This window comes from Ruminococcus bicirculans (ex Wegman et al. 2014) (assembly GCF_000723465.1).
GTDB lineage: Bacteria > Bacillota > Clostridia > Oscillospirales > Ruminococcaceae > Hominimerdicola > Hominimerdicola aceti.
The window spans coordinates 123,514-136,004 of record NZ_HF545616.1 but is presented as its reverse complement, the minus strand read 5'-3'; the positions used below and the strand labels follow the sequence as shown (position 1 = coordinate 136,004).

Below are 12,491 nucleotides of genomic sequence, written 5' to 3'. Positions count from 1 at the left end.
CTGTCCTGTTGTCTTTTGTTCTTATCTGTTTTTATGTATACATTATACCATAAAAAGAATACAAGTCAATAAAAAAAGACGTTGTTTTAAGAAACTCATAAGAATTTCCCTCATCTATAAAGACGTGCAATAACAAAAAAAGTTGCAAACAAAAAAAATTTCTCGTACTATCCCGCAGAGGCACCTGATGTTTTTAAACACTCTCGGTGCAAACAGCATTCACCAATACAGATTGTAACAAATCACCCCAACAAAAAAAGGGCAGCCCACGCCGCCCTAATATGTATTATTTTTTCTTAGCCATAAGCCCTATCATTATAAGCACTACCACCGCACCGCCGCCGATACAGCCGAAAAGCACCCAATCGGTCTCAGTGTTCTGGGTGGAGTTTTTCTGCGCCTTGATAACCTCCTGCTCCGCCATAGCCTCCGCCGCAGAGCTTTCCGTCACAATGGAGCTGTCCTCCACCTGAGGGCTGTCCGCATACACCGCCCACGGTATTATCATCATAAGCGACATCACAGTCGCCCCAAGCCCCGACAAAAGCTTTCTCGTCCTCATATAAAAAGACCTCCTCCGATACGCCATTTATCAACAGCAAAGCTTTATCACAGAGCTGCTTAAAGTTTTCCTCATTCAATTATACACATTTTCCAATAAAATTACAAGCAGAATTTTGTACAAATCATACATTAGTTTACACAACAATATACACAACACCTCACGGATTACAAATAAATCGCTGTAAATTTTGATTTATCAGTTTATTAATTGTGTATTGTCACAAAAATATATAGCAAAATTCATCAAAAATAGCATTGAAAATCTTGTTCATATGTGATATAATAACGAATAGCAACATACTGTTCACACTTTACTTGTAAGGAGGTCTTTATTTTGGAAGAACGTATGCAAATTATACAGGCAGCAGGCAACAGCAAGATACAGATAGGCGTTATACCGGGTCACTATGCAACTAACCACTCGCATATCAATTATTATGTAGATATAACATCTCTTAAAACTGGTTATAAAATGGCAAAGGAAGCCGCAAAGGCATTGGCAGCCACCTATGTTTCAACACATATCGACACTATCATATGTCTTGAAGGCACAGAGATCATCGGTGCCTTTCTCGCTGAAAGCCTTGGCGAAAGCGGCATAAACAGCGGTGCAGACGTAAATGTAGTAACACCTGAGCTAAACGCTGTAAATCAGATGATATTCAGAGATAACACTCAGAAGAAGATATGGGGCAAGCAGGTGCTTCTGCTTATCGCTTCCGTTTCAACTGGAAAGAGCATAAACAGAGCAATGGACTGTCTGAAATACTATAACGGCAACCTTGTAGGAATAGCTTCCATATTCTCCGCTATCAAAGAGAACAACGGCACTGCTATCCACGCCCTTTTCACAGAAAAGGATCTGCCTGATTACATGACATATACATCATCAGAATGCCCAATGTGCAAATCAGGACAGAAGGTCGACGCTTTGGTAAACAGCTTCGGCTATTCAAAGATATAGCTTGTAACTTCATTCTCCATAAAAATAACGTTAAAGGGACGGAATTTGACTTCCGCCCCTTTTTCTTTTGCCAAAATGCGTAGGGACGACCTGATGTCGTCCACTTTGCTTATCACGCTTTTATGCCAATAAATTATCCAAACAAATGTGAAAATTTCTTTTTAAGCCCAGCCTTGTCAAAACCAAGACCAAGCACTATATAAAGTATCGAGCTTGCAAGCACCTGTATGCAGTAAGCAGGAGTCTGACCGAAAGCCGAAATTATTGCGCTCTTTGAGAAACCGCCTGCCATAAAAATTCCCTCATAAAGACTGTAGCATACCACGCATATAACAAGTGCAGGGATAATGCCGAGAAGATTTCTCACGCAGATTATCTTCTCTGTCTTTCTTGAAAAGCAAAGAGCAGTTATCGCCTTTATAACGATAGTTCCAGGGAGCCATACCACAAATCCCGAAAGTCCGTCTGCAAGACCTGCTCCGATAGCGCCTGCCGCCATTGCATAAGGTGTAGGAAGCATTGAAGCCGCAAGATAAATAAGTCCGTCACCTGCGTGTGTGTAGCCTGCACCCGTAGGAATGTGCAGCCATGCCGTAAGAACATATATCATTGCCGCAAAAAGACCTGTCACACAAATAAGCTGAATATGCTTTGTTGAATTTTTTACCTGAACTGTTGTACTCATTATTATCACTCCAATTTAATTTCTATCCTTATTTTATACCTCCAGACTATGATTTGCAAATGCCTCAGTTTCACACTTTTTCCACCGCAAATTGTATCTTTTGCACAATCCAAAAGTCCTATCCGAACATCACATTTGTGCATCAAAGCAATACCATATCCCACAATAATTTTACAAGAACATGACAAAATCAATTATGCACAAAACCAAGCTGTCATATAGGCTTTCTTTTGTGCTATAGGTAGAAGATAAAAAGGCGTAAAAAAAGAGCGGTCATGGGCAAGACCACTCCATTCTGCAAACAGACAGCTTAAAATCGCACAAAAAACGGGCGAGCAAAGCCCGCCCCTACAAAATATCAAATAACGTAATCATCTATCCTTGCATTTTCCTGATTTACAAGGTCCTGCAAAGTAATGCCGTCAACAACATCATTTATAGCACCGTAAAGCTTTTTCCATACCGTCAGCGTTGCACAGCTGTCCTGACGTGGACAGGTATTTTCTTCCCCCTCCAGACAAGCCACAGGAGCAAGACTTCCCTCTGTGAGCCGAAGTATCATTCCCACAGTGTATTCCGCAGGCGTTTTTGCCAGCTTGTATCCGCCACCTGCACCACGAACGCTCTTTACAAAGCCCGCTCTTGCAAGAATGGATATTATCTGTTCAAGATACTTGTCGCTGATGTCTTGTCTTTCAGCGATCGCTTTGATAGGCACATATCCGCTCTGCTCATGTAAAGCAAGGTCAAGCATAAGCCTCAGTGCATATCTTCCCTTTGTGGATATTTTCATCAGCGTCAGATCCTTTCATAAATCCTATAGAAAATCTATGATTAATTATATATCATATTTGTAAAAATGTCAAGCAAAAACCACCGCAAAGGGCGTATTTACAAAAAACTTCTTTTTACCCTCTTTATTTTTCTCAAAAAGTAGTGTATAATACAATTAAGTATACAAGTTCACAGCAAAGAAAATAAAGGGAGGTCAAAAGCTATGAAAAACAAGCTTAAAGTAAATATTTATAACCGTACATACAATCTGCTTTCCGAAGAATCGCAGGAGTATACCAATAAACTTGCGTTGGTGATAAATTCAAAGATAAAAGGCATGATGAAAGCTATCCCGAGCCTTTCCGTTCAGGACGCCGCAGTGCTGACAGCACTTGATTGTCTTGACGAGCTTAGCAAGGCAAATCAAAATATTGAGAATATCCGCACCCAGATAAAGGACTATGTTGACGACGCAGGCAGAGCAAGAAGTCAGGCTGACGAAGCTCAGAAAGAAATAAGAGAGCTTCAGGCAAAAGTCCATGACCTTGAAGAACAGCTCGAAGCACGCACAGTTGTAAAAAGAGAGCCTGAGGACGAAGTTATAAACGCAAACGAGCTTCTTTCGCAGGAGATAAAGAACGCTATCGAAAGACCTGTCCACCCTAATCAGCCTAACAACGGCAATTTTGTCGGCACAGTAAATTACAGACCCGAGGGAGGAAGCCATTAATGGCTCACAAAGCTGAGATACTTGCCCCCTGCGGTTCTTTTGAAACTCTCGAAGCCGCCCTTAGAAGCGGCTGTGACGCAGTTTATCTCGGGGGAGAGAAATTCTCCGCCAGACAAAATGCCGCCAATTTCACAGATGAACAGCTAAAAGAAGCCGTAAGGCTCTGTCACCTGCGAGGTGTAAAGGTCTATCAGGCGATAAACACTGTTGTCTTTGACGAACAGCTCGAAGAGTGCAAAAAAGCCGTCAAATTTGCCGCAGAAATTGGCGTTGACGGACTTATCACCCAAGACCTGACCCTTGTGAAAATATGCCGTGAATGTTGCCCCGACCTTGAATATCACGCCTCCACCCAAATGACCATCCACAGCGAAAGCGGTGTGAAAATGGCTAAAAACCTCGGTTTTTCAAGAGCCGTCCTGTCAAGAGAGCTTCCCGAGCATACCATAAAAGACCTCACCAACCTTGGCATCGAAACAGAAGTCTTTGTCCACGGCGCACTTTGTATGTCCGTGTCAGGTCAGTGCTATATGAGTGCGTTGATAGGTTCGAGAAGTGCCAACAGGGGACTTTGTGCTCAGGCTTGCAGACTGCCTGCACAAGGGGATAAGATAACAAAGGGACAGGAGCGTTACGCCCTCTCTCTGAAAGATATGTCCTATGTTGATAAGCTCCAAAGGCTCGAAAAGGACGGAGTTTCCTCTCTTAAAATAGAGGGCAGAATGAAGCGCCCCGAATATGTTGCGGCGGCAGTGAACTGCTGTAAAAATTCTCTCGAAAACAAGCCTTATGACCTAAAAGCCCTTGAAGCGGTCTTTTCCCGCGGTGGCTTTACAGACGGCTATTACAATGGCAGATTAGGCAGAGAAATGTTCGGCACAAGGCAGAAAGAGGACGTTTCCGCCACCGCCAGAATTCTTCCCGAGCTTCATGAGCTTTACCGCAGATGTGAAAAGCGCACAAAAGCCTTTTTCACCATAAAGCTTCAGGAAAGTTCTCAGGCGGAGCTTTCTCTCCGTGACAGCGAGGGAAACACCGTGACCGTTTACGGCGATATACCACAAAAAGCCTTGAAAAAGGCCTGCGACAGCGACTATGTAAAAAAACAGCTCTCCAAGCTTGGGGACACCATATACGAGTTCGGAGGACTTGAAGCCGCCATAGGCAAAGACCTTGCCTATCCAGCTTCCGCACTTAATGACCTAAGACGGCAGGCGGTAGAAAAGCTTGACCAGAAGCGTATAGACTTTTTCACCCATACCGCCGATTTTACCGACAAATCACTTGCTGATTTCTCTGCCTTGCCAAAAGCTTATGAGCGCAAAAAAATACGCATAATGCTCTCAAAACTTTCTCAGCTTGAGGGTGTTGACCTTGACAATGTAGAGCTTGTTGGCGTGCCAATAGAGATAGCGTCAGAAGCGGCAAAGATCGTGTCAGACAAAAGCAAGCTTATGATAATAATGCCACGCTTCACATTCGACGAGAAAGCCCTATGTGAAAAGCTTTCAGCCGCAAAAGAAGCAGGCATAACAAAAATGCTCGCCATGAATATCGGCCACTGCCTTATTGCGAATGACCTTGGCTTTGAGCTTCACTCAGGCTATTCATTCAATCTCTGCAACTCAGCCGCATTGGACGAGGTAAAAAAACTTGGTGCAAAAGACTGCACAGTTTCCTTTGAGCTTAAAGCGTCGCAGATAGAAAAGTTAAAGAAGCCCATTGAGATAGGCTTTGTGGCATACGGCAGACTTCCCCTTATGCTCACTGCAAACTGTCCTATAAGAAACGATATGGGCTGTAAAAACTGCAAGGGCAAGCTTTTTGACCGCACAGGCAGAGAGTTTACGGTGAGATGTCCAAAGGGCAGAGATTGCGCAGAGATACTAAATTCCGATATTTTGTATCTTGCAGACAAGCTCGACGATTTTGATAATGCCGACTATATGGAGCTTCACTTCTATGAGGAGAATGCCCACAGGATAAACGAAATAATAAAGGCTTACCATGGCGAAAGGGGTGCAAAGCCCGAAAACGCCACCAATGGCCTATACTACAGAGGAGTTTTATAAAATGAGATTACTTATAAAAAAGCTTAAGGAAAATGCAGTTATCCCTGCAAGACAAACAGAATTTAGCGCAGGCTATGACCTTTGTGCCTGCACAGACGCACCTGTAACCATAAAAGCAGGTCAGACCGAGAAAATACACACAGGCATATCAGCCGAGGTTCAGGGTGAGAAAAACTGTGTTCTTCTTATCTATGCAAGAAGCTCACTCGCATCAAAGTTCGGCATTGCCCCTGCAAACTGCGTTGGCGTTGTCGATTGGGACTACAGAGGTGAGATAATCTGCGCTCTCCACAACAGTTCAGACAAGGACTACACCATAAACAGTGGCGACAGGATCGCACAGCTTGTGATAACCCCTGTTTTCACTCCCGAAGTAGAGGAAGTGACAGAGCTTTCCGATACAGAGCGTGGCGCAGGCGGCTTTGGCTCAACAGGCAAATAAGAATGGTGAAAACTGCATATGAAAATTTACAACGTTAAAATAAAGACCATGGACAGCGACAGACGTGTTATTGAAAACGGCTGGGTGGAGATAACAGACGGCATTATTTCCGCTGTAGAAAGCGGCTCTCCCGAAGCTGTCACAGCCGAGGACATAAACGGCAACGGCAGAACAGTTTACCCTGGTTTTATCGACATTCACACACATCTTGGACTATCCACAAGCGGCGTAGGCATGGAGGGCGAAGATTTCAACGAGGAATCTGAACCATGCACAGCACATATCCGCATTGTTGACGGCATAAACCCCATCGACTATTCCTTTGAGCTTGCAAGAAAAGCAGGCGTAACATGCTGTCTTGTATCCCCAGGCTCAGCAAATCCTGTTGCAGGCAGTATTGCGGCAGTAAAAACCTATGGCAAGCGAATAGATAAAATGCTTGTAGGCACAGTTGGAATGAAATTCTCAATGGGTGAAAACCCTAAACTCACCTATTCTGACAAAGAGGACGCCCCCTACACCCGAATGGCAGTGGCAGGCATAATAAGAGAAGCACTTATAAAGGCGCAGAAATACGGTGAAGCGGTCGAGCGTGCAATGGGAAGCGAGGAGGATATGCCGGAGTTTGACATGAAGTCGGAGGCTCTGCTCCCTGTTCTCAGAGGCGAAGTCAAGGCGCATTTTCACTGTCACAGGGCGGACGATATTTTCACCGCCATAAGGATAGCGAAAGAATTTGAGCTTGACTATGTGCTTATACACTGCACTGACGGTCATATCATAGCTGACGAGCTTGCAGAGGAAGAAGCAAGCTGTGTGATAGGTCCTGTAATATGCGACAGGTGCAAGCCTGAAATGGCAAATCTTACCCCAGCCAATGCCGGCATACTTTCTTCTCACGGCATAAAGGTAGCAATCTGCACCGACCACGCAGAAGTGCCGATAGAATATCTGCCCTTGTCAGCGGCTATTGCAGTAAAAAACGGTCTTGACTATGAAAAGGGCATTGAAGCTATCACCTGCACAGCGGCAGAGATAGCAGGCATATCCGACCGGGTAGGCTCTGTAAAGACAGGGCTTGACGCAGACCTCACCCTATTCAGCGGCGACCCCCTTGATGTAATGGTATCACCTGACATGGTGATATGCGGCGGAAAAATAATTTGATATGATACCAATGCGGAACGGTTTTCGTTTCGCATTTTTTATTTGCAATTGTGTTAGCCGCACTTTGTTATGCACTTTACAAACCATGTAGGGGCTGGCGTCCTCGACAGCCCGCACCTGTTTGCCTGCTCAATCCTGCGATAACCCCACAAATGGCGGTAGGGGCGAACAGCGTTCGCCCGCCTTTATTCGCCTACATGGTTTGTACAAATTCACCCCCCCGCAACTCCTCGAAACGGGACGTCGTATTTCTGCAAAGCAGAAATTGCGCTGCTCCCCTACAGGTATTCTGGCAAGTTTCTGCGCCGCAAAATCGCTCCGCTCTTTGCGGATATACGTTTTGCTTTGGGATAGAATAGCGGTGCAGATTGTGTTACTCCGATATTTCTTTTGTCTGATATCTTATTTCTATATGCTTTTAATACTACAATCTGCACCTAGTCGGCTATCGCCGAATGAGGCTCTGCCTCATACTCCGCTAGGGGCTTTGCCCCTAGACCCCACAAGCCCTCCAGCGCCGAGCTTGAGCGTGCGCTTTATCTATCGCTTCGCTCGGTGCTTGGGGGCAGCTTTGCTCATTCCTCATTCCTAATTCCTAACTCCTCACTTGATCGTTTCTTTTACTTAAAATGCACAAAAATGCTTGAAAAATATCAAAAAATTTGCTATAATATTATTGATTATATCCGTATGCTTCAACAGCACCGAAAGGGAGTGACTTTTTTGCCGAAATTTGAAAGCGGTATGGAAAATATGGCGGATATGTTCGTCTTTGAAACAGGCGACCTTCTGGAAAAGTTGGACGAGATCCTTATGCGCACCGAGCAGGAAGACTCTATCTCCTCCGATGATATCAACGAGATATTCCGTACCATGCACACTATTAAAGGCTCTGCCGCCATGATGAGTATGCACAATATGTCTACCCTTGCCCACTCAGTTGAGGATCTCTTCTACATTATCCGTGAAGACCCTACTGTGAAATATGACAAGCCTGCTCTCTATGAGCTTCTTTTCTCAGCCTCCGATAACCTTAAATCAGAGCTTGATTCACTCTATGACGACGCTCCGCTCACCGATTTTTCAGAGCTTGAAAATAAGATACACGCCTTTGCTGCCACCATGAAAGGTCAGCCTGCCACAGACAGTTCCGATACTTCCTCAGCCGATACCAACACCTATGAGGGGCTTTTCCCTGATGATGAAAAAGAAGGCGTTCTCACCTATAAGGTCACATATTCCGAAAGCTGTGCAATGCCTGATATGCGTGCATTGGTGCTTTTGCGTGCCTTAGGTAAAATGTGCGAGGTAATAAAAACTTTCCCTGAGGATCTTGACGCCGACAATGCAGGGGACGAGATATCCAAAAAGGGACTTTACATAAAGCTTATCACCGATGACCCGAATGGCGTTCTTGACCTTATGAAAAACGCCGTGAACGTTGACAAAGCCGAGCAGGCGAAAAAGCCTGAGCAACCTGCTAACGCAGCCAAAAAACCTCAGCCTGCCCAAAAGTCTGCTCCGGAAAAGTCAGCCCCAAAGCCTGCTCAGCCTGCAAATGCAGTCCCCAAAAAGCCTGCCGAAAAGCATGAGCAGTCCATGATATCCGTCAAGCTCGATAAGCTCAACAGACTTCTTGACCTTGTGGCTGAGATCGTTATAACCGAAGGCTCTGTTATCTCCTCTCCCGACCTGAAAAAAGCCGAGATAAACCTTGACCGCTTCAATAAATCCTCCCGTGAGCTGAAAAAGCTTACCGATGAGCTTCAGGACGTTGTAATGTCCATACGAATGGTGCCTGTTTCCACAGCATTTCAGAAGATGAACCGTGTTGTCAGGGATATGAACCAAAAGCTCAAAAAGAACGTTACTCTTGTGTTCGAAGGGCAGGAAACGGAAGTGGATAAATCTATCGTAGATATCCTCAATGACCCCCTTATGCACATTGTGAGAAACGCAGTTGACCACGGCATAGAAGACCCCGAAGTCCGTGCAAAAGCAGGCAAGACCGAACCTGCCACAGTTACTCTAAGCGCAGGCTATGACTCCAACGAAGTGGTTATCTCCTGCCGTGACAACGGTGCAGGAATGGATACCGCAAAGCTTATGGCGAAAGCCAAGAAAAATGGTATGCTCACAAAGCCTGAGAATGAATATACCGACAAAGAGATATTCAATTTTGTTGTGGCCGCAGGCTTTTCCACCAATGATAAAATAACCGAATATTCAGGCAGAGGCGTGGGAATGGACGTTGTAAAGAAAAACCTTGAGAAAGTCGGCGGAAAGCTCTATGTTGACTCCAAGTTTGGCGAAGGCTCTGTCTTTACTATAAGGATACCACTCTCTCTGTCTATCCTTGACGTTTTAAGCGTTGACGTAGGGGGCGAGAATTTCTCTCTGCCTGTTTCCGCAGTTTCCGAAGCTTTCTCCTGCAAAGCCGAAAGCTTTATCACCGACCCCGAGGGCAACGAGTTTATAATGCTCCGTGAAAAATGTCTGCCTCTTATCAGAATGAGCGACCATTTTGATATACCAAATGCCGAAAAGGACGTAACAAAGGGCATAATGCTCTGTTGTAAAGACGGTGGCAAGGAAGCCGTCCTCATGGCAGACAGGATAACAGTTGACCAGCAGGTGGTAGTAAAACCGTTCTCACCACTCCTTGACGCCTATCCCCTCAAAGAATCAGGCATGGCAGGCTGTTCGGTCCTCGGTGACGGCAGTATAACCATAATACTGGATATGAAAGAATTTCTCGGCAATTATGACTTCCGAAAGGGTGAATAAAGATGTCAGAACAGGATATAAACGAATTTTGTCAGAAGGGTGGAAAAATACTCTCCTTTGTTTCTGATGAAAAATATTACGCCTTTGAGGTAAAAGATGTCACCGATATAATAGGGCTTCTCCCCGTCACAAGGCTCCCGAAAACACCAAAGTTCATAAAAGGCGTTATAAATCTGCGAGGAAAAGCCGTTCCCGTGATAGATCTCCGCCTGCGCCTTGGACTACCCGAAGGAGAGTATGACAACAGAAGCAGTACCATAGTGATAGAAGTCGGCTCAAATCAGGCTGGCATAATATGCGATAAGGTCTTGGACGTTGAGGATATCCTCCCCCAGCAGACCGCCGTGTCGCCCGTAAAAAACAGCCTTGTAAAATGCTTTATAAACGCAAACAACAAAAACATATCCCTGCTTGACCCTGATATTCTGGTCAGAACAAACAGGTAAAACATAATAACAAGGAGGAAGAGGAATGCTGTCACGTCTTGAGATCTCTCAGTCAGACTTTGACGAGCTTACTGCATTCATAAAAGAAAAATACGGTCTTGACCTTGCAAGGAAAAAGTCTATCGTTGAAAGCAGGCTGAGCAACTATGTGTTGGACTGCGGCTTCAACAGCTTTTCAGAATATCTCAGCGCCGTCTACAGCGATGAAACAGGCAGAGAAACTGCCAACCTTATAAACCGCCTTACTACCAACCATACATATTTCATGCGTGAAACGGACCATTTCCAACACTTCATGGAGAAATTTCTCCCCTATGCCGAAAAAAACGTCCTCGATCATGATATGCGTATATGGAGTGCAGGCTGCTCATTCGGCAACGAGCCATATAATCTTGCCATGTGTATGGACGATTATTTCGGCTTTGACCGCCGTTTCTGGGACTTGAAAATACTTGCCACGGATATCTCCCTTAACGCACTGCGTTCTGCCAAAAACGGCATTTATACCAGTATGTCCATAAAGAATATCCCCGAAGATTGGCGTAAAAAATATTTTCACCCATATTCAAACACAAAGGATCTCTGGCAGGTCAGCGATACAATAAGGCAGAATGTTGAGTTTCGTTACCACAATCTTATGGATGATTTCACTTTCAAAAAGAAATTCGACCTTATCGTCTGCCGTAACGTCATGATATATTTTGACGACGATACAAAAGCCGAGATATGCAGAAAATTCTATGACGCAATGGAGGATGGCGGCTATTTCTATATCGGTCACGCAGAATCAGTGCCGAAGTATATGCCTTTTGTAAAAGTTGCCCCTGCAATATACCGCAAGCTGGGAGGGGATAAAAAATGACGCCTCTCTTTCTTGTGATAACCGAAAACAAAGCCTTTGCACAGCTTTGCAGAAAATCCCTTACAAACGCAGGCTTCCAAAGCTCAAAGCTTGCCTCAGCCTGCCTTAGCAACGGCAGAAAAAGCGTCACTGCCCTTTCTCCCGACTATGTTCTTCTCGACGGTGATTGCCAAAACAATATGGACGACTACATCATAAGCCTTGCCCCACGATATTCTGTGCCTATAATCTATCTTACCATTCAGCACAACAATAAATATCCCATGATGCAGGCAGGTGCCATAGACGTCGTATATAAACCTGACGGCACTCCGTCTGATAACGAGCGTTTTCAGAAACGCTTTGCCGAAAGCATACAGCGCCTTGAAAAAGCAAGAGTTAATTCTGTTGTGCATATACCTGCCATAAATACCTCCGGAATAATAGCCATAGGCGGTTCAACAGGCTCAACGGAAGCCCTGAAAGCTATCCTTAAAGACCTCCGCCACGACCTGCCCCCTATAGTGGCAGTCCTGCATATGCCTGCGGGCTATACAAGGATATATGCCGAACAGCTATGCACTGAAACCGGTCACAACGTTGTGGAAGCCAAAAGCGGTCTGTATCTCAGCCAAGGCATGGTGGTAATAGCGCAGGGCGGTCAGCACCTTAGATTGTTCAGGGATAAAAAAGGCTATTTTGTCACCTCTGAAGCAGGTGTAAAGGTTTCAGGTCACTGTCCGTCAGTTGACGTGCTTTTTGACTCTGTAGCATACAGCGCAAAGCGTAACGCTATAGGCGTTATCCTCACCGGCATGGGCTGTGACGGTGCAAAGGGTATGCTCAACATGAAGAAAATGGGAGCATATAATATCGGACAGGACGCAGAAAGCTCCATAGTCTATGGTATGCCCAAAGCCGCATATGAAAACGGCTCAGTGTCAAAGCAGTGTCCCCTTGACAAGATAGCACAGGAGATACATTATCGCATCGACAACGGCTTATGATAAAATATAACA

12 protein-coding genes are annotated in these 12,491 nt (G+C 45.0%); 9 read left to right on the top strand and 3 right to left on the bottom strand.

Annotation, left to right across the window (positions count from 1 at the left end; all coding sequences use genetic code 11):
- Positions 1 to 286 precede the first annotated feature (286 nt).
- Positions 287 to 562, bottom strand: a complete 276-nt coding sequence (locus RBI_RS00565; protein WP_038670275.1) for a hypothetical protein — start codon at positions 560 to 562, stop codon at positions 287 to 289.
- A 336-nt stretch (positions 563 to 898) separates the two neighbouring features.
- Here RBI_RS00565 and RBI_RS00560 point away from each other — a divergent pair, with 336 nt between their 5' ends.
- Positions 899 to 1,528 carry a phosphoribosyltransferase gene (locus tag RBI_RS00560; protein ID WP_022288693.1) on the top strand — a complete coding sequence of 210 codons (630 nt, stop codon included), beginning with the start codon at positions 899 to 901 and terminating at the stop codon, positions 1,526 to 1,528.
- Between the two features lie 133 nt (positions 1,529 to 1,661).
- Here RBI_RS00560 and RBI_RS00555 read toward each other — a convergent pair whose 3' ends face one another.
- Together RBI_RS00555 and RBI_RS00550 are read right to left on the bottom strand one after the other, a co-directional pair.
- The gene (locus tag RBI_RS00555) at positions 1,662 to 2,213 is read right to left on the bottom strand and encodes a TIGR04002 family protein (protein WP_051706220.1); all 552 of its coding nucleotides are present in this window, start codon (positions 2,211 to 2,213) and stop codon (positions 1,662 to 1,664) included.
- A 358-nt stretch (positions 2,214 to 2,571) separates the two neighbouring features.
- On the bottom strand, positions 2,572 to 3,006 hold the full coding sequence (locus tag RBI_RS00550) for an RrF2 family transcriptional regulator (protein ID WP_038670273.1): 435 nt from the start codon (positions 3,004 to 3,006) through the stop codon (positions 2,572 to 2,574).
- 204 nt (positions 3,007 to 3,210) lie between these two features.
- Between RBI_RS00550 and zapA the strand changes: the two genes are divergently transcribed.
- The 8 genes from zapA to RBI_RS00510 all read left to right on the top strand — a co-directional run bounded on the left by zapA (position 3,211) and on the right by RBI_RS00510 (position 12,479).
- Positions 3,211 to 3,717 carry a cell division protein ZapA gene (gene zapA, locus RBI_RS00545; protein ID WP_022288696.1) on the top strand — a complete coding sequence of 169 codons (507 nt, stop codon included), beginning with the start codon at positions 3,211 to 3,213 and terminating at the stop codon, positions 3,715 to 3,717.
- Positions 3,717 to 5,789: a U32 family peptidase gene (locus RBI_RS00540; RefSeq protein ID WP_038670271.1), complete on the top strand. Its 2,073-nt coding sequence runs from the start codon at positions 3,717 to 3,719 to the stop codon at positions 5,787 to 5,789. The genes zapA and RBI_RS00540 overlap by 1 nt, the downstream gene beginning before the upstream one ends.
- A gap of 1 nt (position 5,790) precedes the next feature.
- Positions 5,791 to 6,231 (top strand): dUTP diphosphatase, encoded by a 441-nt coding sequence (dut, locus tag RBI_RS00535; protein WP_022288698.1) that lies wholly within the window; start codon positions 5,791 to 5,793, stop codon positions 6,229 to 6,231.
- 18 nt (positions 6,232 to 6,249) lie between these two features.
- Positions 6,250 to 7,398, top strand: a complete 1,149-nt coding sequence (locus tag RBI_RS00530) for an amidohydrolase (protein ID WP_038670269.1) — start codon at positions 6,250 to 6,252, stop codon at positions 7,396 to 7,398.
- Positions 7,399 to 8,121: 723 nt separating this feature from the next.
- Positions 8,122 to 10,185 carry a chemotaxis protein CheA gene (locus RBI_RS00525; RefSeq protein ID WP_038672837.1) on the top strand — a complete coding sequence of 688 codons (2,064 nt, stop codon included), beginning with the start codon at positions 8,122 to 8,124 and terminating at the stop codon, positions 10,183 to 10,185.
- Between the two features lie 2 nt (positions 10,186 to 10,187).
- Positions 10,188 to 10,631, top strand: a complete 444-nt coding sequence (locus RBI_RS00520) for a chemotaxis protein CheW (protein ID WP_022288702.1) — start codon at positions 10,188 to 10,190, stop codon at positions 10,629 to 10,631.
- A 25-nt stretch (positions 10,632 to 10,656) separates the two neighbouring features.
- Complete coding sequence (locus RBI_RS00515; RefSeq protein ID WP_038670266.1) at positions 10,657 to 11,493, top strand: CheR family methyltransferase; 837 nt, start codon at positions 10,657 to 10,659, stop codon at positions 11,491 to 11,493.
- Positions 11,490 to 12,479 carry a CheB methylesterase domain-containing protein gene (locus RBI_RS00510; protein ID WP_051706218.1) on the top strand — a complete coding sequence of 330 codons (990 nt, stop codon included), beginning with the start codon at positions 11,490 to 11,492 and terminating at the stop codon, positions 12,477 to 12,479. Before RBI_RS00515 ends, RBI_RS00510 begins: the two co-directional genes overlap by 4 nt.
- The last annotated feature ends 12 nt before the right edge of the window (positions 12,480 to 12,491 follow it).